The organism is Rodentibacter myodis (genome assembly GCF_001999305.1).
Taxonomy (GTDB): domain Bacteria; phylum Pseudomonadota; class Gammaproteobacteria; order Enterobacterales; family Pasteurellaceae; genus Rodentibacter; species Rodentibacter myodis.
Genome location: NZ_MLHQ01000001.1, coordinates 1 through 23,537, shown reverse-complemented (window position 1 = coordinate 23,537; position 23,537 = coordinate 1). Strand labels below are relative to the sequence as shown.

Genomic DNA, 23,537 nt, shown 5'->3' with positions numbered 1-23,537 from the left:
CTCCTATTCTTGATTATTTTTGACCGCACTTTCAAGCTCATTGTTGTTTTGATTTTCCTGCACACGGTGATAATTCACAATGCTGTTCATATAACGGCGGATATTTTCAACATATTGATAGGCTTCATAACCCCGCGCGTAGCCATATTTCAGATTGTTATAATGACGCTTTTCCGCCAACAAGGGCAGGTTATTTTTTACATCAAGCCAATTATCGGGATTGCCGCCTAAACGTTTGGTTAAACGGCGTACATCTACCACGTGTCCCAATCCCATATTATAGGCGGCAAGGGCGTACCAAATACGGTCTTCTTGCGGAATACTGTCCGGCATTTGTGCAATCAACCAGTGTAAATATTCCGAACCGGCTTTGATACTTTGCTCGGGATCGGTTCGATTGCTAATTTTCATTCTTTCTGCCGTATCTTTGGTGAGCATCATCATTCCACGCACACCTGTCGGTGAAGTTGCATCGGGATTCCAATGGGATTCTTGATATGCCACGGCGGCTAGCAATCGCCAGTCCAATTCGCCTTTGTGTTTTTCAAAGAGCGGTTGATATTGCGGAAGAATTTTCTCGATCGCCTCTAAATAAGCACGGCTGTCCACATAATCAAATTGTGCAATATGGCGAAAATATTTTTCCTCAATCCGATCAATTAACCCACTATCCAAGGCATTATTCATAAAATCCAATAAGGCAGCCTGTAATTCATTGTAAGAATTGTTGGCAAGATACCAATGCATACTGGCTTCATCCGTCAAATCAAAGGCGATGGCAAGACTTGGGCGAATTTGTTGCGCTGTTGCCACATCAATAGAATTTGCAATGGTATAGGGAATTTTCCCTTCCGCTACCTGTATTAATAACTCCTCTTGGGTGAGCTGTTTATTGGTTTTCCACGTTAAGTTGGGATATTTTTTCTGAAATTGTGTTAATAACTGATCCAGTTCTTCCCCACCGGAAATGATGATTTCTTTTTGTACTTGGCTTAAATCGCGGGGGCGATTTTCCCCTTTTTGATAAACCAACTGCCAAGAGGCAGAAGTATAGGCAGGGCCGATTTGAAATTGCTCGACCCATTTGGGATGAAAAAGCAAATTTGCCGCCGCAAAATCAATTTGGTTTGTTTCAAGCGCGTGAAAAAGTGCGTCCGTATTTTCAAGGGTTTTGATTTCCAGTTTTACGCCTAAATAATCGGCAAAACTTTTCGCCAATTCGTATTCCAAACCGGATTCCCCCTCAGCACCGATAAAATAATAAATCGGATTATTGATGGTGCCGACAATCAAGCTGCCACGGGATTGAATGGCAGCATAATGATTTTCTTCCGATTGCATTATTTTTTGCCAAGGGAAAACCATATCAATTGCCCAAAGTAATAAGGCAAAAGCGGCAATGATGCGTAAAAATAAGCCTTTCAAATCATCTTATCCTGTTTTGTAAATGAGGGGGGGATTGTAGCGGGAATTTTACGGATAGACAATAAAAAGCCCCTTGAGCAGATACTCAAGAGGCTTGTGATGATGGATGTGCTGTTTTAACTACGGCGATCCCGGCGGGATTTTTCGCTAAAAGTGCGGTTGTTTTTTTCGTTAAATTTACGCTCACCACGCTCATTGCGACCACGACCGCCGCGGCGTTTGCCGCCAAAATCATCTCCACCACGGTGATTATCGGATTTCACCGCACCAAGAAATGACATTTGCATTTGTTTATTCAACACTCGGGTTTTGCCAAATTGTTGAAGTAATTCTTTTGGCATTCCTTGTGGAAGTTCTACGGTGGAATGATCATCATAAAGTTTGATATGACCAATATAACGGCTATTAATATCGCCTTCGTTTGCAATCGCCCCCACGATATGACGCACTTCTACCCCATCCATTCTACCTACTTCAATACGATATAAATCCATTGGTTGTGGATTGCCATAGCCTTTGCGTTCGCCACGGCGTTCTGCAGAACGTGGATTTTCACGGCGATCACGTTCATTACGGCGGCGTTTTTCCATTGGAGGATCCGGCGGAAGGATAAGTTTTTGTTTGCCTTGCAGTAACATCAACATTGCTGCCGCAATATCTTCTTGATCTTGATCAGCTGTGAACAAATCCTCTAACAAGCTGCGATATTGTTCCAAATCGTGATGCTCAAGTTGTTTGGTTATTTTCGCCACAAATTTCTTACGGCGACATTCTTGCAACACTAAATGATTCGGCAACTCCACTTCATTGATTGGTTTTTTCATTAAACGTTCAATGTTGCCGAGTAAACGGCGTTCACGCGGTTCAACAAACAATAATGCACGACCGGAACGACCGGCACGACCGGTACGGCCAATACGGTGAATGTAAGATTCCGCATCAAGGGTAATATCATAATTGACCACTAAGCTGATACGTTCAATATCAATTCCGCGTGCCGCCACATCTGTTGCCACCACAATATCAAGACTGCCGTTACGTAGACGATCGAGGGTTTGTTCCCGTAATTGTTGGGTCATATCCCCGTTGAGTGCGGCTGAACGGAAACCGTTTTTCTCAAGTAATTCGGTAATATCCAATGTTGCGGTTTTGGTGCGGGCAAAGATAATCGCCGCATCAAAATCTTCCACTTCCAAGAAGCGAAGTAGGGCTTCATTTTTTCGTACGCCGTGTACATACCAACAACTTTGTTCAATATCCGGTGCATTTTCATTGCTAACCTTGATCTTCACCTCTTTCGGATCGTTCATAAAACGTTTTGTAATGCGGCGGATTGGCTCAGGCATTGTGGCGGAGAAAAGTGCGGTTTGGTGATCTTCCGGTAATTCCGCCATCACCGTTTCCACATCATCAATAAAGCCCATACGTAACATTTCATCGGCTTCATCAAGGACGATAAAACGAAGTTCGGATAAATCTAACGTGCCACGGCGGATATGATCGAGAATACGTCCCGGTGTTCCCACCACCACTTGCGCACCTTGTTTTAATGCACGCAGTTGAATGTCATAACGTTGACCGCCGTAAAGCGTTACAATGCGTGTGCCGTGTGCGTGTTTTACAAATTGTTCACAAGCATCCGCCACTTGAATGGCAAGCTCACGGGTGGGTGCCATCACCAACATTTGCGGGTGTTTTTTTGCCGTATCAATTTGCGCCAAAAGAGGCAAAGCGAATGCCGCGGTTTTTCCGCTACCGGTTTGTGCCATACCCAATACATCATTGCCGTTTAGCAAATGTGGGATACAGGCTTGTTGAATTGGAGAAGGGGTTTCAAAACCTAAGTCTGAAACGGCTTTTAAGATAAACTCAGGCAAGCCTAAGTCATTAAAAGTGATTTTGTCAGTCATTAAAATACTCGAATATAAATAAGGAAAACTCAGTGGCTTTCGGGTTATTAGTCTGTGCGTGATGAATGGTTCATCTGTTCACATAAAGTGCGGTTGATTTTGGGTAGAAAGGCAGGATGCCGGTGTGGCGTTCCTACTCTCATATTGCAATATTTATAAAATCAGCATTTTTATGACCGCACTTTTATCTTTTTTCATTTTCCGTTTGAACCGGTTTTAATTTCATCAGCTCAAAAGAAGAAAAACGATATTCAACAAAATTATAAACCTGATTCGCCATTGCCAGTTTGAATAATGCCGCAGCCTCATCCACCAGCCCTTGACTGAGTTTTTGTTTTGCCAGATAAAAATAGGTTTCCGTTAAAATTTCTGCATATTGTTGGGCGTTTTCAGCAAATTCGCCGGCACGTTGTTGCAGTTCTTCTAAAGAAATATGTCCTAAGTAATATTGAACGATGTTTGTACCCCAGAAGTCCTTTGATAGCCCTTTTGCTCGTTCAACAAGGTTTATACGGGCTTCTTGTGGTTTTAATTTTTGTTCGTTCAGATACAGCCATAAGACACGGTAAGGATCTTTTGTATCGGCTTGGTAGAACTGTAAGAAATCTTGCTCGGCAAGGTTATAACGTCCTACATAATAAAAATTTAAACCACGATTAAGGTGGGTATAGTCATAGCCTGAATCCAATTCAAACACCACATTAAAGGTTTCTAATGCACTGTCGTAGTCTTCTTCAAGCAATAAGTAAAGCCCTAAATAGTTATACACGGAAGCCATTTTCGGCTGCAATGCGAGGGCTTGGGTAAAATCGTAGCGTGCAAGTCCCCACAATCCGAGGGAATCGTACAGTACGCCACGTTCAAAATGTAATGAAGCACGTTCTTCATTACTCATTTTTCCAACCAGCAATACTTGGCTAATCCGCACAATCATCACTTCTTGCTCAAAGTGAGCGTTGGGATTTTGTTCGGCAAGTATCACCCGATTTTTAGACACAAAAACATTTCCGGACTGAACACAGCCTGCAAGAAATAACACCGCACATAAGCTAAATAAATAAACTAAAGAATGGTGAAAAAATCGAAAACACTGCATTTGCTTTCTTTTTGTGCCAATGGTTTGTTGGAAAGAACAAAACTTGATGGCTCAGCCACCAAGTTTTGATGAGGTTTACCAAGATTATTCTTGCTCCGGTGCAGAATTTTCTTGATGAATTTCGCTTTCTTGTTTTGGCGCTAAGTCTTTCATTGTTAAGCGAATACGACCTTGGCGATCGATTTCTACCACTTTCACATTGACTTCTTGACCAAGTTGAAGGTAATCACTCACTTTTTCTACACGCTCTTCTGCGATTTGTGAAATGTGAACCAAACCTTCTTTGTTGCCCACGATAGCCACAAACGCACCAAAATCCGCAAGGCGGGTGACTTTACCTTTGTAGATCGCACCGGCTTCAACTTCTGCCACGATTTCTTCAATGCGAGCCATTACATTTTTCGCTGCATTGTTATCCACAGCGGCAATTTTCACTGTGCCGTCATCATCAATATCAATGGAAGTACCGGTTTCTTCGGTTAATGCACGGATTGTTGCACCACCTTTACCGATCACATCTTTGATTTTCTTCGGATCGATTTTCATTGTGTGGATACGCGGTGCGTAGTCGGAAATTTCTGCTCTTGGTGCCGGAATGGCTTGTTCCATCACGCCAAGAATATGCATACGCGCACTTTTCGCTTGGTTTAAGGCGATTTGCATAATTTCAGGGGTAATTCCCTCAATTTTGATGTCCATTTGAAGTGCGGTAACCCCTTCACGCGTACCGGCAACTTTAAAGTCCATATCACCTAAGTGATCTTCATCACCGAGAATATCGGAAAGTACCACGAATTTATCTTCTTCTTTCACCAAGCCCATTGCAATACCGGCAACTGCCGCTTTAATTGGCACACCGGCATCCATTAACGCAAGGGAAGCACCACACACGGATGCCATTGAAGAAGAACCGTTAGATTCTGTAATTTCAGATACCACACGTACCACATAAGGGAACTCTGCAAGGCTTGGCATTACCGCCGCAACACCACGTTTTGCCAAACGACCATGACCGATTTCACGGCGTTTTGGTGAACCGATCATACCGGTTTCACCCACAGAATACGGTGGGAAGTTGTAGTGGAATAAGAAGTGATCGGAACGTTCGCCGGTCAATTCATCAATAATTTGTGCATCACGCTCGGTACCTAAAGTCGCTACCGCCAATGCTTGAGTTTCACCGCGGGTAAAAATCGCCGAACCGTGAGTACGTGGCAACACACCAGTGCAAATATCCAATGCGCGCACTGTATCTACGGTACGGCCGTCAATGCGTGGTTCACCTGCAATAATACGACCACGCACGATTTGGCTTTCAAGTGCGGTGAAAATATCAACAATTTTACCTTCGCTGATTTCTTCATCTTCTGCGGTAATTTGCGCAATCACATCGGCTTTAATCGCATCAATTTGTTCATAACGGGTTTGTTTTTCAGTGATACGATAAGCATCGTCTAAACGGGCTTCTGCAATGGCTTTCACTTTGTTGATTAAATCGGTATTTGGCTCAGGGGCAACCCAATCCCAACGCGGTTTACCGGCTTCCGCCACTAATTCTTTAATGGCTTCAATCACCACTTGTTGCTGTTGATGACCGAACACCACGGCAGATAACATTTGTTCTTCCGTTAAAATATCCGCTTCCGATTCCACCATTAACACGGCTTTATCTGTCCCTGCCACGACTAAATCCAAACGACTTTGTTTTTGCTCCGCCATCGTTGGGTTTAACACAAATTGATTGTTGATAAAACCAACACGGGCAGCACCGATAGGGCCGTTAAATGGCACGCCTGATAATGAAAGGGCGGCAGACGCACCAATCATTGCCACTAAATCCGGGCTGATTTGTGGATTTACCGAAACCACCGTTGCCACTACTTGAATTTCATTGAAGAAACCTTCAGGGAATAATGGACGAATTGGACGGTCAATCAAACGGGCGATTAAGGTTTCACCTTCAGACGGACGACCCTCACGTTTAAAGAAGCCACCCGGAATACGGCCTGCGGCGTAAGTACGTTCTTGGTAGTTCACCGTTAATGGGAAGAAATCTTGCCCTTCTTTTACCTCTTTTTTGGCAACCACGGTCACAAACACGGTGGTGTCGTCCATACTCGCCATTACCGCAGCGGTGGCTTGACGCGCAATCGCACCGGTTTCTAATGTTACGGTATGTTGACCGTATTTAAACTGTTTAACAATTGGATTCACAATGTTTTCCTTCTATATTTACAAACAATGCTCTATTTTCCAGATTGCGACTAACAAAAGAAATCTTTGAAAAAATTGACCGCACTTTTGTCAACGAAAATTTCTTTTGATAGCCGCACGCTAATACAGAAAATAAAGCGGGGCGTATTATACAGATGTTTTAATGGGATTGGTAACTTTATTTCATTCTGTCAACTTGCTATGATGAACCGATTTTATTCACCGATTCTCATAAGGAAAAAATATGATTATTAGTAGCTTAACCAACCCAAATTTTAAAGTGGGTTTACCAAAAGTAATCGCGGAAGTTTGTGATTACCTCAATACACTGAATTTAAGCGAACTTGAAAATGGTCGCCACGACATCAACGATCAAATTTATATGAACGTAATGGAACCGGAAACCGCCGAACCGAGCAGTAAAAAAGCGGAATTACACCACGATTATTTGGATATTCAGGTATTAATTCGCGGCACTGAAAATATTGAAGTGGGGGCAACCTATCCGAATTTGGTTCATTACGAAGAATATAACGAAGCCGATGATTATCAGCTCACCCCACAAGAGATCGAAAATAAATTTACCCTCACCCTCACCCCAAAAATGTTTGCTGTATTCTACCCTTACGAACCTCATAAACCTTGCTGTGTCGTCAACGGTAAATCGGAAAAAATTAAGAAATTAGTGGTGAAAATGCCGGTTGCGTTAATTTAAATTTATGGTTTTTCAAAAAGTGCGGTCAAAAATCTTTGTGTTTTCCGACCGCACTTTAACTTATCGCTTTATTTCACCACCGTGATCGTCCATTTTGCCTCGCCAATTTGTTCAAAATTGGTGACTTCATACCCTTCTTCCGCCGCCCAAGCCGGAATGGCTTCGGTGGCTTGAGTGCAATCAAATTCAATTTCTAAACCGTCACCTTTATTGAGTTTTGCCATGGCTTCTTTGGCTTCAACCAGTGGAAAAGGGCAAACTAAACCGAGTGTGGGTAATTTAACAATCATTTTTCTCTCCTTAATTAGATGTTGCGGATTTTAATCGTTGTGGACGGATAATGGCGAAGTAGGCGGCGACCCAAGTACCAAGCACCATTAAAGGAAGGGATACCCAACCTTGCCACGAAAAGTAAGCAGTGGCGACAAGTCCGTTGCCGATAGAACAACCGCCGGCGAAGCTCGCCCCAACTCCCATCAGTGTACCGCCAAATGCACTGCGAACCATTGTTTGAATATCGGGCAGGCGTAGGCGGAATTCGTTACTTCCCTTGGCGGCAATAAATGAGCCGATGAAAATCCCTAACACTAAAAATACGCCCCAGTTAATGAATTTTGTCTCAGCCGTAACTAGATACTGCATAATATTTGCCGATGGCGTGGTAATCCCCAAACCGCCAATTCGCCCGGTTGCCACGCTCAACGGCCAAGCAGCGAAGGCAATGAATCCAATTAACACGGCAGAAACAAAAGGGTGCCAGCGTTTTTCAAACAGAATATGTGCAATTCCCGTTTTTTTCGGTTTGAGTGTTGCCATTTTTACTTTAGGCTTGGCGAGATGTTGATAAACATAGTAACCGGTAACCGCCGCCAATAACGCCACCAACCACCAAGCTGAAATTCCCAAAGTATCATAAATATTGCGTTCTTCTATTTTGACATTTCGCACTGCACGATTGACTTCACCAAGCGGCCCGGTACGCATCATTGCGCTAAATAGCATATACATAAATAACGCCACCCAACTGCCAATTAAGCCCTCCGCCGCACGATACCACGTCCCTGTGGCACAACCGCCGGCGTAAATAATCCCCACACCAAACAGGAATGAACCGATAATCACCGCCAGATATTCAAAATTTTTGGCGGGTTCAATATTCAACCAACCGATTTCTTTTAGAATAAAAAAGCCGATAGATTGCACACTAATTGCAATAAGCAAAGCGACAAACATTTTGTTGTTTTTAGTTACATACAAATCACGAAATGCCCCCGTGATACAAAAACGTCCACGCTGCATAACAAACCCAAGCAAAATGCCGCAAAGTAATCCCGTTAAAATCATTGAACCTCCTCGATTTCATCAAAAACGATAGAGATAGTTTTAATTCATCCGGTTATAACGTGCCAATAATTTTTGGTTCATTGATATGTGATTTTGGAATAAAAAAGTGCGGTCAAAAATGACAAAGATTTTGACCGCACTTTGCTTTTGATTGAAAGGGTTGAAAACAAGGTACAGAAATTTGGCAGACCCAATATGAAGAAATGAAGTCTGCCGTTTTGACGCTAAAGGTTGAATTTATTTCTGATCTTGTTTTTTCGCAACATAGTTATAAACAACAAGCACCGTAAAAATACCGATCATAGAAACGGTGATCATTTCTTTAGAGAAATATTGTGCCATATACCCCAATAAGATTCCTACACCACCAAAGTCTGCGTCTGAGAAAGTCGTATTCGCAAAACCTAATGATCCCAATACAGGAAGTAAGAATACCGGTAAAAAGGTAATCAACAAACCGTGGGCGAATGCACCTAAAACCGCACCACGCCGCCCGCCCGTTGCATTTCCAAATACCCCTGCGGTTGCTCCACAGAAAAAGTGAGGAACAACACCCGGTAGAATCAAGACCCAATTTAATTGATTTAACAAGGCAAGCCCTACAATGCCGCCAACAAAACTTGAAAGGAAACCGATCAATACGGCATTCGGTGCATAAGGAAACACAATCGGACAATCTAACGCCGGTTTGGCATTCGGTACCAATTTTTCAGAAATACCGGTAAACGCCGGTACGATTTCTGCCAAAATTAATCGTACACCTTGCAAAATGATAAACACACCTGCCGCAAAAGTTATCGCCTGAATAGCAGCGTAAACAAGGTAATGTTGTTCGTGACTATAATGCGTGCTGACATAATCACTGCCGGAAGCAATGGCGAGGATAAAATAAATCACCATCATTGTGAGAGAAATGGAAATCGAACTATCCCGTAAAAAACTGAGATTTTTCGGCAAATCCATTTCTTCGGTAGATTGAGAACCTTTCCCCACTGCCTGACCAATTGCCCCCGAAAGCACATATCCCAATGTGCCAAAATGACCAAAACCGACATCATCGCTTTCCGTGATTTTCTTCATATAAAAATGGGCAATCGCGGGGAAGAACGCCATAATCAAGCCAAGTGTGAGTGCGCCGGTAAAAATTAATTCCACGCCCTCTAAGCCTGCCACCGTAAGAATAACCGCAATCATACACGCCATATAAAATGTGTGATGACCGGTTAAGAAAATAAATTTCAGGCGGGTGAAACGCGCTACAATAATATTAGCCACCATTCCAAATGCCATAATCAGCGCGGTTGCCGTGCCATATTTTTCAATCGCCATAGAGACAATGGCTTCGTTATTTGGAATGATGCCTTGGACATTAAAAGCATATTCAAACATTCCGCCTAATGGGGAAAGTGAGCCGACTAAAACGCCAGCCCCACCACCTAATACTATAAATCCCAAAATGGTTTTAACCGTGCCTTTGATAACATCGGGAAAGGATTTTTTCTGCATAAGCAAGCCGATAAGGGCAATTAATCCCACTAAAATTGAGGGTACTTTGAGAATATCGAGAATAAAGAAAAGAATAGAATCCATATTACGCTCCTTCTTAATAACAGAACAAGATTAGCGATTAAAATACGCCCCAAGTTTCTCCTCAAATTCAGCCACGCTAACAATGTTTTTTACCACAATCACGCGTTCAGCCGGAATTGAACTACTTTGAGCAATATCGCGAGCCATAACAAAAATATCCGCATCATCGATGGTTACCGAAGCCAAATCCGTATGATTTACTTCTGCCTCAACATCCAATTTTTTCAATGCTTTTTTAATGTTCATTTCCATCATAAAGCTGCTGCCAATGCCGTGTCCGCAAACTGCCATAATTTTCATATTTTTCTCCTGTTAAGATACGAAAGAATCAAATTACTTCTGAAACGAGTTTCTGTTTCAGAGGCTCTAATAATCGCTATTAAGTCTATGACTGAATGGGGCGCTTATCAATGTGCAATACGCCAAGATGTGATCCACTTAACATTTTTTCGTAAAGGCGTGATAAAGCGGATGAAGATTGGTTTTTATCATTAAAGTGCGGTTAAAAATTGTAAAGATTTTTGACCGCACTTTCTTTATTTGACACGCCTCTTTCATCTGCCTATTATCACCGACAATTATTCCTTTTCAGAAACGTAAATTATGCAAACAAACACCTTAAACCAACTCCAAAAAGCCCTTAACGAACGCATTTTAATTCTCGATGGTGCTATGGGGACGATGATTCAGCAATATAAACTCACCGAAGCGGATTTCCGTGGCGAGCGTTTTAAGCAAAGTGCGGTGGATTTGCGGGGCAATAATGATTTGCTCACCCTTACTCAGCCGTTGTTAATTTCCGCCATTCACGAAAAATACCTTGAGGCAGGGGCGGATATTATTGAAACAAATACCTTTAGTTCCACCACCATCGCACAGGCAGATTACGATTTACAAGCAGTCGCTTATGAGCTGAATTTTGCAGGGGCGAAGCTGGCACGCCTTACAGCGGATAAATATTCCACGCCGGAAAAACCACGTTTTGTGGCAGGGATTTTAGGCCCGACTAACCGCACCGCCTCGATTTCCCCTGATGTGAACGATCCCGGCTTTCGTAACGTTACCTTTATGGAATTGGTGGAAGCCTATGCAGAAGCCACCAAAGGCTTGATTGAAGGCGGTGCGGATCTGATTATGATTGAAACCATTTTTGATACCCTCAACGCCAAAGCTGCCATATTTGCCATTGAAAGCGTGTTTGAAGAATTAGGCGTGAAATTGCCGATTATGATTTCCGGCACAATTACAGACGCTTCAGGGCGTACCCTGTCAGGGCAAACCACCGAGGCGTTCTACAATTCCCTCCGCCACGCTAAACCGCTCAGTTTTGGCTTGAACTGTGCCTTAGGGCCGAAAGAACTACGCCCTTATGTGGAAGTGATGTCCAAAATTTGCGAAAGCTATGTTTCCGTTCACCCCAATGCCGGCTTGCCGAATGCCTTTGGCGGTTACGACTTAGGTGCGGTGGAAATGGCGGCACATTTGAAAGAATGGGCAGAAAGCGGTTTTGTTAATATTATCGGTGGCTGTTGCGGCACCACGCCAGACCATATCAAAGCCTTTGCCGAAGCCGTGGCAGGCATTGCCCCACGCCCTTTACCTGAAATTAAAACCGCAATGCGGCTATCAGGGCTTGAGCCACTCAATATCGATGACCACAGCCTGTTTGTGAACGTGGGCGAACGCAATAATGTAACAGGTTCGGTAAAATTCAAGCGGTTGATTAAAGAAGAAAAATACGCCGAAGCAATGGAAATTGCCATTGATCAGGTGGAAAACGGTGCGCAAGTGATTGATGTGAATATGGACGAAGCCTTGCTGGATTCACAAAAATGTATGACCCGTTTCCTTAATATTATGGCAACCGAGCCTGATGCTGCCAAAGTCCCCGTGATGATTGACTCGTCAAAATGGGAAGTGATTGAAGCCGGGCTGCAATCTATTCAAGGTAAGGGCATTGTTAATTCCATTTCCTTAAAAGAGGGCGAGGAAAAATTTATTCAGCAAGCGAAACTGGTTCGCCGTTATGGGGCGGCGGTGGTCGTGATGGCGTTTGATGAAGTGGGGCAGGCGGACACTGAAGATCGCAAAGTGGAAATTTGTACCCGTGCCTACCGCATTTTGGTGGATCAGGTCGGCTTTCCACCTGAAGATATTATTTTTGACCCCAATATTTTCGCCATCGGCACCGGGATTGAAGAGCATAACAATTACGGTGTGGATTTTATCAACGCCACAGGGCGGATTAAGCAGAGCTTGCCTTTTGCCAAAATTTCAGGCGGTGTGTCAAATGTGTCGTTCTCATTCCGTGGCAATAATCCAATGCGAGAGGCAATCCACGCCGTTTTCCTTTACCACGCGATTAAACAGGGAATGGATATGGGGATCGTCAATGCAGGGCAGTTAGCGATTTATGACGATCTTGATCCTGAACTGCGGGAAACAGTGGAAGATGCCGTACTCAACCGCCGTGCCGATGCCACCGAACGCTTGTTGGATATTGCAGAAAAATATCGCAACCAAGACAACGAAAGTGCGGTGGATTCTGTCGCCGAATGGCGAACTTGGTCGGTGGAAGAGCGGTTAAAACACGCCCTTGTGAAAGGCATTACCACCCATATTGTGGAAGACACCGAAGAGGCACGCCAACAATTCAGCTCACCACTTGAGGTGATCGAAGGGCCGCTAATGGCGGGAATGGACGTGGTCGGCGATTTATTCGGCGATGGCAAAATGTTTCTGCCGCAAGTGGTGAAATCGGCAAGGGTAATGAAACAATCGGTGGCGTATTTAGAACCCTTCATCAACGCCACCAAACAAAAAGGCTCATCAAACGGTAAAGTGGTGATCGCTACCGTGAAAGGCGATGTACACGATATTGGCAAAAATATCGTCAGCGTGGTGTTGCAATGTAATAATTTTGAGGTGATCGATCTCGGCGTAATGGTGCCCGCGGAGAAAATTATTCAAACGGCGATTGACGAAAAAGCAGATATTATCGGCTTAAGCGGTTTGATTACCCCTTCATTAGACGAAATGGAATATTTTCTCGGCGAAATGAACCGCTTGAAGTTGAATATTCCTGTGCTAATTGGCGGTGCGACAACTTCCAAAGAACATACCGCAATTAAACTTTACCCGAAATATGATTATGAAGTGATTTATACCACCAATGCTTCTCGGGCCGTAACCGTTTGTGCCGCCTTGATGAATCCTGAAACCAAAGCAGAACTCTGGGAAAGAACCCAAAAAGAGTACGAACAAATTCAACGCAGTTTTGCCAATCGCAAGCCGTTACGCAAACAACTTAGCCTTGAACAAGCCCGCGCCAATCGTTTTGACGGCTTCAGCGGCGAATGGGCGGATTATCAAGTGCCACAGCCGAAACAAGCCGGCATTACCGAATTTAAAAATGTGCCGATTGCCACCCTACGCCAATTTATTGACTGGTCGCCGTTCTTCCGTGTTTGGGGCTTAATGGGCGGCTATCCTGATGCCTTTGATTACCCAGAAGGCGGCGAAGAAGCACGCAAAGTGTGGAATGATGCCCAAAAAATGCTGGACGATTTTGAACAAAACGGCAAACTCAACCCAAGCGGCATTCTCGGCATTTTCCCGGCACAACGAGAAGGGGACGACATCAAAATCTTCCACGATAATGACCGCACTTTGATCGCTGGCACGTCCTACCATTTACGCCAGCAAAGCGAACGTGGCAAAAACAGCAAAAGCCCCTATAACTTCTGCTTGAGCGATTTTATCGCCGACAAAGCCAGCGGACAGCAAGATTGGTTGGGAATGTTCGCCGTCTGTGCCGGCATTGAAGAACACGATCTCGTGGACGGCTACAAAGCCCAAGGAGACGACTACAACGCCATTCTGCTGCAAGCCATCGGCGACCGTCTCGCCGAAGCGATGGCGGAATACCTCCACTTTGAACTTCGCACCAAAATTTGGGGATATAGCAACGAAACCTTAGAAAACGACCGATTGATCCGAGAAGATTACATCGGCATCCGCCCAGCCCCCGGCTACCCAAGCTGCCCCGAACACACCGAAAAACAACTGATTTGGGACTTACTGGAAGTGGAACAACGAATCGGAATGAAACTCACCGAAAGCTACGCAATGTGGCCAGCGGCCAGTGTCTGCGGTTGGTATTTCTCACACCCAGCTTCTAACTACTTCACCTTAGGCAGAATTGACCAAGACCAAGCAGAAGATTATGCGAAAAGGAAAGGGTGGGGGGAAGAAGAGGTTAGGAAGTGGTTGGGGGAGTGATGAAGTAGGAAACACGATATTCTATTTATAGAAAATTAAAGTTAGTAACATGAGGTGAAATATGAAAATTAGTAATATAAGAATTCAAAATTTTAGAAAACTGAAATCGTGCTCTATAAATCTTTCTGATCAAAAAACTTTATTTGTGGGAGCCAATAATAGTGGAAAAACATCAGCAATGCATGCATTAATGTTTTTCCTTAGCAATAATCATAAAAAATTCAGAATTACAGATTTTTCTGTAGATTATTGGGATGAATTAGATCGTATAGGAGAATCTTGGTTAAAAGATGACATAAGTGATCATAAAGGAAATACTCTAGAAGAATGGAGAAATTATTGCCCTAGCTTATATATAACTCTCTCTAATATTACAAATAGTGATTTACCCAAAATTAAACATCTAATACCCGAACTATCTTGGGATGAAGAGTCAGACTTAAATGTTTATCTTATTTATGAGCCGAAAGATATTGAACAATTAAAATCAGATTTTGTGAAATATGTAAAAAAAATAGAAGATTTAAAAGAAGATAATAATATAGATGAGCTTCCATTACCTAGTTCAATGCAGAGCTTTTTAACTGAAAGGCTAACATCTTATTTTAGTATTCAATATTATTTAGCTAATTCATCAAGTTATGATAATTTATATCCATTAGATAATTTTCCTTTTGAGGGAGTTTTTAAATTAAGTTTAATACCTGCACAAAGAAAATTTGCTGATTTTACAGACGTTGATTCAAAAAGCAATAATTTGTCTAATGAGTTAAGTCTTTTCTATAAAAAACATTTAGACCCTAAAGAATCCCTATCCGAAGGAGATATTACTGCTTTAAAAAACATTAATGAATTGCAAAGCACATTAACATCCCAACTAAATGATAGTTTTAAAGAGCATTTAGAATTCCTGAAATCACTAGGTTATCCTAGTGCAAATTACGATCCTGAAATTAGATTAGAAAGTTTTATAGATAGCTCGAAAATCCTTGAGCAAAATACTAAAGTAAAATTTGGTAGTTCGGATAAGTTATCTTTACCTGAAGCATTAAATGGTTTGGGCTATCGAAACTTAATTTATATTTTCTTCAAATTATTAGCTTTCAGATCTGAATGGCAAAGGATAGGAAATCTTAAATCAAAAGATGAAACACCTATTGAACCTATTCATTTAGTTTTAATTGAAGAACCTGAAGCTCATCTACATTCTCAAGTGCAACAAGTGTTTGTTAAAAAGGCTTACGAGGTATTAACTAAAGATCTACAGCCACCTCTTACAACACAGTTAATAATAAGCACACATTCTAGCTACATTATTCATGAAGTAGGATTTGACAACTTACACTATTTTAAAAGAATGAAAGATAATGATAGTTTTTATTCTGAGGCTATTGATTTATCTAATGTTTTTAATAATAAATCTCTTGAAAATAAAAAATTTGTTTCAAGATACCTAAGAACTGTTCACTGTGATTTATTTTTTGCAAATGCAATAATATTAGTTGAAGGTTCAGCTGAAAGAATGCTATTGCCTTATTTTATTCAAAATAATTTTCCTAAATTAAACTCTAGCTATATTTCTATTCTTGAAATAAATGGTGCTCACGCACATAGATTTAAGCCTCTTATTGAAGCATTAGACGTTCCTAGTTTAGTGCTTGCTGATCTAGATTCTGTGGATGAGGAAGGTAAAAAAACACCCCCTAAGAGAGGTTGTTCTCAAAAATCTAATTGTGATAATTTAAATAAATGGCTAAATCTAGAAAGCCAAAGTTTAGAATATGTTTTAGATCTAGCAGATGAGAATAAAAAAATAAAAAATTCTTTTATTTCTTATCAAAAAGAGATAGAAATAGATTGGAAGGGAAATCCTATAAAGGTTATTCCATATACATTTGAAGATTCTATATTCTTTACTAATTTTGAATTATTTAAAAATTCTGAAAAGATGAAAAAAACAACCGGAATGCTAAAGAAAATGCATGAGGCCATTCAAGATAAAGAAAATATAGATAAGATGTATGAAAAGGTTTTTAAAGCATTGAATAATGGCGGAAAAGCACAAATGGCTTTAGATATTTTATATTTATTTGACCCAGATATAAAGGAAGAAAAATTTAAAATACCAAATTATATTCAAATAGGTCTTGACTGGCTTACAAAAGAATTAGAATAAAGGAGATTAAAATATGAGTAATACCGATAATGAAATTTTTTCCTATGTAACCCAAGACCCGCCTAAAAGTTTTCTTTTATTTGCTGGAGCTGGTTCAGGAAAAACAAGAACTCTTGTCAGTGTATTAGAAAAAATAAAAAATGAGTATAAAACTAACCTAATTAAACAAAGTAAACAAGTAAAAGTCATTACTTTTACAAATGCAGCTTGTGATGAAATTAAACATCGACTTCGATATGATTCTACATTTAGTGTATCAACTATTCATAGTTTTGCTTGGGATTTCATAAAGCCATTTACAAAAAATATAAAAGACTATTTAGAAGAAAAAATTAATGGCGACATTATTGATTTAACGGTAAAAATATCAAAAGCAAAATCTGAAAATTCACAAGAAAACTATAAAAAAGATTTAAGAAAAAAACAAGATAGATTAAATAATCTACAATATATAGATAGATTTATTTATAGCCCAATAGAAATTCTTGTTGGTAAAGGTACCCTTAATCATTCCGAAGTCATCTCAATATTTGCGAAATTTTTAAGAGAATACCCACTAATGAAAAATATTTTAATTAGCCAGCATCCTATTCTTTTTATTGATGAATGCCAAGATACACAAAAAGAATTATTAATCGCTTTAATTGAAACACAAAAAGCTCATTCAGAAGAATTTTGTTTAGGATTATTTGGAGATCTAACACAACAAATTTATTCAAGTGGTTATCCTGAATTAGTTAAAAATTTACCTGAGGATTGGAAAAAACCTAGTAAAGAATACAACTATCGATGTCCAACTAGAATAGTAGATCTAATTAATAAGATTGGTCATATTAATAATACCTTTATACCCCAAACGGCAAAACAAACGGAAGAAGGGCTATTAAGGTTATTTATCCTTAAGGAATGTAGTGAGAAAAAATTAGAAAAAGAGCAATTTATTAGAGAAAGAATGTCTTCCATTTCTTCTGATTCCGATTGGATTAATATAGAGAAAGTAAAAACATTAGTTTTAGAACATTCAATGGCAGCTAAACGAGGTGGATTTGAAGATTTTTTCTTACCTTTGTCAAAAAATAACATCATAAAAGATAATTTACTTCAAAATACAGGATCTCATATACAATTCCTTTTACAGCAATTTTTACCTTTAATTGATAGTATTCAAGAAAACAAGCAATTTAATTTAATGAGGATTTTAGAAAAATACTCTCCAAGAATGGTAGAGGATAAAATTGAAAATAATTTTGTCTCTCTTAAAGATGATATAAAAAATTTTTATCCTTTAGTAAAAGATGATAGTACATTAAATGACATACTATCATATGTCTATGATAAAGAAATATTAGAAATACCGGACGATATTAAAAATGGACTCAATTTTGATAAACAAGAATATGAAAAAGATGATAAAGATTTTTTGTGGAATCAAGCACTAAAATCTACTTTATCTCAATTGAAAAAATATAGTTTATACGCAAAAGGAGAATTGGGGTTTGATACTCATCAAGGAGTGAAAGGCTTAGAGTTTCCTAGAGTGATGGCTATATTAGACGATAGTGATTCTAATGGATTTTTATTTAAATATAATAAGTTAATTGGGGTAGAATTACTTAGCGATACAGATAAAAAAAATATTACAAGTGGTAAAGATAACGTTTTAACCAGAACTGCAAGGTTATTTTATGTTATTTGCAGTAGAGCCCAAAAATCCCTAGCTGTAGTGGTATATACGAGTAATCCAGAAGACCTAAAACAAAAAGCTATAAATTTAGAATGGTTTACAGAAAATGAAATTGAAATCATTGAATAAAAATATGCTGTAGCTTTCTCAGGATATAAGATTTGGAGAAAACTATGGCAAAATCTCAGTTCATGACGGTACTGAAAGAAGCCGAAATAGGTATGAAGATTAAAGATGTTTACCGCAAAGCTAGCATATGACATGCCAGATATAGTGAGGGGTCTACGAAGAAGATACTGATAACCTAAATAAATCCTGTTATATATTAAAAACATAAATTCGTATATATAAAAATAAAGAGATAATGATTTTATCATTATCTCTTAAACATACTACTTTACGAATCCCTCAAACTTACTCACTACACCATAATGCACTTTTTTATACTATTAATTTTTTGTGTAATTAGAAACTGCTTTTCAATTTTTTTACAGCAAAAATCTCTTGACTTTCCAAATCAATCTCTACTTTTGTCTTAACCCCCTGCAATATTTTCTTGATTCAGCACCGCTTGTGTTTTGCCGTAGGCAATAATACTGCCTGATGCAACAAAATAATCTCATCGCAGAAACGGTAGATAAAGAGTTTCTCTACCCGAAATGCATTGGAAGAAATACTCAGCAGAAAACTCTGTCTAAATATCACTAATTTTCAACCGCACTTTTTGCTATAATCTTCCCATAAAAAAGGCTTATCAGAAGGAAGTTTATGTTTAGTCCAGCAGAAAAACGTGCGATGTCAGAAACGGATATTCGTTCTAAATTTATTACGCCTGCAATTCGCAATGCAGGGTGGGACGATCGGCAAATTCGGGAAGAATTTTCTTTTAAGGCAGATAAGCAGTTTACTGATGGGCGGATGTTAATTGATCCGAAAACGAAAAAAGCCAGCCGCAAAGAAGGGAAGCGGGCGGATTATTTACTTTACCAATCGGCTAACCATAAAATCGCCGTTGTTGAGGCGAAAGATAATAAACACACCGCCCGAGATGGTTTGCAACAAGCGATGGACTACGCATTGTTGCTGGACATTCCTTTTGCTTATAGTTCTAACGGTGATGAATTTGTTGAACACGATTTTATTACCGGTAAACAACGCACTCTGCCAATGACACAATTTCCTACGCCACAAGAGTTAGAACAACGTTGGAAACTACAATATACGGCTGATGAGTTAAAAATTATTCAACAACCTTATTACACCAGTGCCGCCAGCCAATTTAAAGAACCTCGCTATTATCAGGAAATTGCCATTAATCGCACGGTGGAAGCGGTGGCAAAAGGGCAAAATCGGATTTTATTGGTGATGGCAACGGGAACAGGCAAAACCTATACCGCCTTTCAGATTATTCATCGTTTACGCACCAGTGGGGCTAAACGCAAAGTGTTGTTTCTCGCCGACCGAAATGTGTTGGTCGATCAACCGATGACGCAAGATTTCAAGCCCTTTAAAGACAGAATGGTAAAGGTCAGCAATAAAAAACTGGATAGTGCTTATGAAGTTTATCTTGCTCTTTATCAACAGCTTGACGGCGAAACAGACAATCAACTGTTTAAACAATTCCAACCTTCTTTTTTTGACTTGATTATTATTGATGAATGCCATCGTGGTAGTGCGAAAGAAAATTCAAACTGGCGAGCCATTTTGGATTATTTCAGCTCTGCCACCCATATTGGTATGACGGCAACCCCAAAAGAAACGGCGGAAGCGAGTAACATCAGTTATTTTGGTGATCCCATTTATACTTACAGCTTAAAACAAGGCATTGATGACGGATTTCTTGCCCCTTACCGTGTAATGCGTGTGGATTTGGATTGCGATTTAAAAGGCTGGCGACCTACCAAAGGGCTAAAAGATAAAAATGGAGAATTGGTGGAAGACCGACTTTATACCGTTAAAGATTTTGATTACAACATTGTTTTAGATGACCGCACTCGCCTTGTGGCTGAACGCATCAGCGAATTTTTAAAGAAAACCGACCGATTGCATAAAACCATTGTGTTCTGTGCAAACATCAATCACGCACAGCGAATGGTTGCCGCCTTGTCTGACCTCAATGCAGATATGCTGGCAAAAAATCCTAAATATATCCGCCAAATTACAGGGGATCAAACGGGCAAAAATACCGATTTAGAAGAATTTTGTGATGTGAACAATGAAGGGAATAGCTATCCTGTCATCGCCGTAACTTCTAAGTTAATGACCACAGGCGTGGACAGTAAAACCTGCAAATTGGTGGTGTTGGATGCCAATATCCAATCAATGACTGAATTTAAGCAGATTATCGGACGAGGCACCCGACTGCGTCCCGATGCAGGTAAAGAATTTTTTACGATTATGGATTTTCGTGGGGTAACAGATTTATTCGCCGATCCTGATTTTGACGGTGATCCGATAGTGATTTTTGATCCCGACGAAGAGACTTCCAAAGGAAAAGATTCTGATAAAGCTAATGACAATGTTGTCAAAGAACCCGAACCCTCTTATAAACCAACGATAGTAATTGAAGCCGGTAAATTACGATTACGCATCATTGATGAAAAAGTACAATACCTCAATGAGCAAGGAGAATTAGTTTCCGAAGAGATTGATGTTTACTCCAAACGCCATATTCGTCAAGATTTTACTTCTTATGAATATTTAAGAGATAGTTGGCTTTCACGTGGTGAAATTTTCTCAAAATTTTACACCAATGATAAATGGCTTAACTTACTTCGTAAAAAACATAAATGGGGTATCAATGTAGATGATCTTGATATTCTTCGCAATGTAGCTTTTGATAAGCCAGTAATGACTAAAAGCGAACGGGTTGCCAAAGTGAAAGAAAGTGGTTATGTAGAGCAATATGCACCGGAAAATCAACAGGTTTTAGGCTTAATTTTAGATGAATATACCAAATCAGGTATAAAAGATCTGAGCAAACCTGAACTATTAAAAAATAGCCAATTTGAACCTTTCGGCGGCTTAATTTCCATCGTAAAAAGTTTTGGTGGCAAAGCACTCTATCAAAAAGCGGTGAAAGGGTTAGAAAGCATACTTTACAGTGATTAAATAATAACTAGGAAAAACAACAATGAGCCTAAACAACCTCGTGAAACGCCTGCAAGATGTGATGAGAAATGATGCAGGGATAAACGGCGATGCACAACGTATTGAGCAAATCGTCTGGATTTTATTTCTCAAAATTTATGATGCCAAAGAGCAAGAATGGGAACTGATTAACGACAATTACCAATCTATTTTGCCAGATGCTTTACGTTGGTCAAATTGGGCGGCTGATAACAAAGATGGCAAAGCAATGACAGGCGATGAATTATTGAATTTCGTCAATAATGACTTATTTCCTGCCTTAAAAAACCTACCCATTTCCGCGCACACGCCGATGAACCAAAAAATCATCCGTGCGGCATTTGAAGACAATAATAACTATATGAAAAATGGCGTATTGTTGCGTCAAGTCATTAATATTATTGATGAAATTAACTTTGAACAATATCAAGAACGCCACGCATTCGGCGATATTTACGAAAACATTCTTAAAAGCCTACAAAGTGCGGGCAATGCAGGGGAGTTTTATACACCGCGTGCCGTTACCGACTTTATGGTACAAATGATTGCGCCAAAACTCGGTGAGAAAATCGCCGATTTTGCCTGTGGCACAGGCGGATTTTTAACTTCCGCCCTCAAAATATTGGAAAAACAAATTCAATCCGTTTCCGACCGCACTTTATTTAACAATGCGGTTTATGGCATTGAGAAAAAAGCGTTGCCGCATTTACTTTGCGTAACCAATCTGTTGCTACACGATATTGATAACCCCAATGTTCATCACGACAATGCCCTTGAAAAAAATGTGAAAGATTACACCGAAGAGGAAAAATTTGATGTAATTTTAATGAACCCACCTTACGGTGGCAGCGAAATTGAGCAAATCAAAATGAATTTCCCCTCCGCACTACGCAGCAGCGAAACGGCGGATTTGTTTATGTCGGTGATTATGTACCGCTTGAAGAAAAACGGGCGTGTGGCGATTGTCCTGCCAGACGGTTTCTTATTTGGCACAGACAACGCCAAAATCGCCATCAAACAAAAATTGATGACCGAAATGAATTTGCACACCGTTATCCGCCTACCCCATAGCGTTTTTGCCCCTTACACCTCAATCACCACCAATATTCTCTTTTTTGACAACACCCAACCCACAACAGAAACGTGGTTTTATCGTCTTGATATGCCAGAAGGCTACAAAAACTTCTCCAAAACCAAACCAATGAAATTGGAACACTTCAATGAAGCGATAGAATGGTGGCACAACCGCCAAGCGATTGAAATTGAAGGCTTTGACAAAGCGAAAAAATACCGTTACCAAGAAATCGCCGACCGCCAATTTAATATTGATTTATGCGGTTTTCCACACGAGGAAGAAGTGATTCTTCCCCCTGATGAACTCATTGCAAATTATCAGCAAAAACGCACCGCTTTAAATGCCAATATTGACCAAATTTTAGGGGAGATTACAGCGATTTTAGGTATCAAAATATAGGTGAAAAATGTCCGATCTGATTATTTACAACACCGAAGATGGCAAAAGCAAAGTCTCACTTTTTGTGCAAGGCAATGAAGTTTGGCTAACACAAAATCAACTGGCAGAACTTTTTGACACCTCTGCTCAAAATATAGGCATTCATATCAAAAATATCATAGAAGACAAAGAGTTAGATGAAATTTCAGTTATAACGGATTTCTTTATAATTGCCACCGATGGCAAAAATTATCAAGTAAAACATTATCCTTTAAAAGGATTTTAGACGATTTAGCTATTATTGAAACATTGGGAAAACAGGTTAAAAATAAAAAATGAAAGCACAACAATTAAAAAACGCCATTTTACAACTGGCGATTCAAGGAAAACTTGTACCGCAAGATCCAAACGATGAGCCAGCATCAGTACTTTTAGAAAAAATCCAACAAGAAAAAGCAAAATTAATGGCAGAAGGCAAAATTAAAAAAAGCAAAAAATCTGCCGATAAACTTCCTTTTAC

Annotated in this window: 14 protein-coding genes and 2 pseudogenes; 8 read left to right on the top strand and 8 right to left on the bottom strand. The window is 40.1% G+C overall.

The annotated features are described in order from the left end of the window. Positions 1-3 precede the first annotated feature (3 nt). The 4 genes from mltF to pnp all read right to left on the bottom strand — a co-directional run bounded on the left by mltF (position 4) and on the right by pnp (position 6,645). Entirely contained in the window at positions 4-1,425 is a 1,422-nt protein-coding gene (gene mltF, locus BKL49_RS00080; RefSeq protein WP_077422616.1) for a membrane-bound lytic murein transglycosylase MltF, read from the bottom strand. Between the two features lie 116 nt (positions 1,426-1,541). After that, positions 1,542-3,335 (bottom strand): DEAD/DEAH box helicase, encoded by a 1,794-nt coding sequence (locus BKL49_RS00075; protein WP_077422615.1) that lies wholly within the window; start codon positions 3,333-3,335, stop codon positions 1,542-1,544. A gap of 184 nt (positions 3,336-3,519) precedes the next feature. Continuing rightward, complete coding sequence (nlpI, locus tag BKL49_RS00070; protein WP_077422614.1) at positions 3,520-4,431, bottom strand: lipoprotein NlpI; 912 nt, start codon at positions 4,429-4,431, stop codon at positions 3,520-3,522. 84 nt (positions 4,432-4,515) lie between these two features. Further along, positions 4,516-6,645 carry a polyribonucleotide nucleotidyltransferase gene (pnp, locus tag BKL49_RS00065; RefSeq protein ID WP_077422613.1) on the bottom strand — a complete coding sequence of 710 codons (2,130 nt, stop codon included), beginning with the start codon at positions 6,643-6,645 and terminating at the stop codon, positions 4,516-4,518. Positions 6,646-6,889: 244 nt separating this feature from the next. On the opposite strand from pnp, the gene nanQ reads away from it, so the two are divergent. Beyond that, the gene (gene nanQ / locus BKL49_RS00060) at positions 6,890-7,360 is read left to right on the top strand and encodes an N-acetylneuraminate anomerase (protein WP_077422612.1); all 471 of its coding nucleotides are present in this window, start codon (positions 6,890-6,892) and stop codon (positions 7,358-7,360) included. Positions 7,361-7,428: 68 nt separating this feature from the next. Here the strand turns inward: nanQ and BKL49_RS00055 are convergent, their stop codons facing one another. The 4 genes from BKL49_RS00055 to BKL49_RS00040 all read right to left on the bottom strand — a co-directional run bounded on the left by BKL49_RS00055 (position 7,429) and on the right by BKL49_RS00040 (position 10,594). After that, on the bottom strand, positions 7,429-7,650 hold the full coding sequence (locus tag BKL49_RS00055; RefSeq protein ID WP_077422611.1) for a sulfurtransferase TusA family protein: 222 nt from the start codon (positions 7,648-7,650) through the stop codon (positions 7,429-7,431). A gap of 10 nt (positions 7,651-7,660) precedes the next feature. Beyond that, positions 7,661-8,704: a YeeE/YedE family protein gene (locus BKL49_RS00050; RefSeq protein ID WP_077422610.1), complete on the bottom strand. Its 1,044-nt coding sequence runs from the start codon at positions 8,702-8,704 to the stop codon at positions 7,661-7,663. A 237-nt stretch (positions 8,705-8,941) separates the two neighbouring features. Further along, positions 8,942-10,294 carry a PTS ascorbate transporter subunit IIC gene (locus tag BKL49_RS00045; protein WP_077422609.1) on the bottom strand — a complete coding sequence of 451 codons (1,353 nt, stop codon included), beginning with the start codon at positions 10,292-10,294 and terminating at the stop codon, positions 8,942-8,944. 30 nt (positions 10,295-10,324) lie between these two features. Beyond that, entirely contained in the window at positions 10,325-10,594 is a 270-nt protein-coding gene (locus tag BKL49_RS00040; RefSeq protein WP_077422608.1) for a PTS sugar transporter subunit IIB, read from the bottom strand. 303 nt (positions 10,595-10,897) lie between these two features. On the opposite strand from BKL49_RS00040, the gene metH reads away from it, so the two are divergent. From metH to BKL49_RS00005, 7 genes and pseudogenes are all read left to right on the top strand, one after another. Further along, complete coding sequence (gene metH / locus BKL49_RS00035) at positions 10,898-14,575, top strand: methionine synthase (protein ID WP_077422607.1); 3,678 nt, start codon at positions 10,898-10,900, stop codon at positions 14,573-14,575. A gap of 61 nt (positions 14,576-14,636) precedes the next feature. Next, a complete protein-coding gene (locus tag BKL49_RS00030) occupies positions 14,637-16,751 on the top strand; it encodes an ATP-dependent nuclease (RefSeq protein ID WP_077422606.1) in 2,115 nt (704 codons plus the stop codon). A 13-nt stretch (positions 16,752-16,764) separates the two neighbouring features. Next, complete coding sequence (locus tag BKL49_RS00025) at positions 16,765-18,564, top strand: UvrD-helicase domain-containing protein (protein ID WP_077422605.1); 1,800 nt, start codon at positions 16,765-16,767, stop codon at positions 18,562-18,564. A gap of 639 nt (positions 18,565-19,203) precedes the next feature. Further along, positions 19,204-21,546, top strand: coding sequence for an EcoAI/FtnUII family type I restriction enzme subunit R (gene hsdR / locus BKL49_RS00020; protein ID WP_077422604.1), 2,343 nt, complete (start codon positions 19,204-19,206; stop codon positions 21,544-21,546). Between the two features lie 22 nt (positions 21,547-21,568). Further along, positions 21,569-23,038: a class I SAM-dependent DNA methyltransferase gene (locus BKL49_RS00015; RefSeq protein ID WP_077422603.1), complete on the top strand. Its 1,470-nt coding sequence runs from the start codon at positions 21,569-21,571 to the stop codon at positions 23,036-23,038. A 7-nt stretch (positions 23,039-23,045) separates the two neighbouring features. Beyond that, positions 23,046-23,291, top strand: a pseudogene (locus BKL49_RS00010) (virulence RhuM family protein); the annotation flags it as partial. Between the two features lie 61 nt (positions 23,292-23,352). Beyond that, positions 23,353-23,537 (top strand): annotated as a pseudogene (locus BKL49_RS00005) (restriction endonuclease subunit S); the annotation flags it as partial.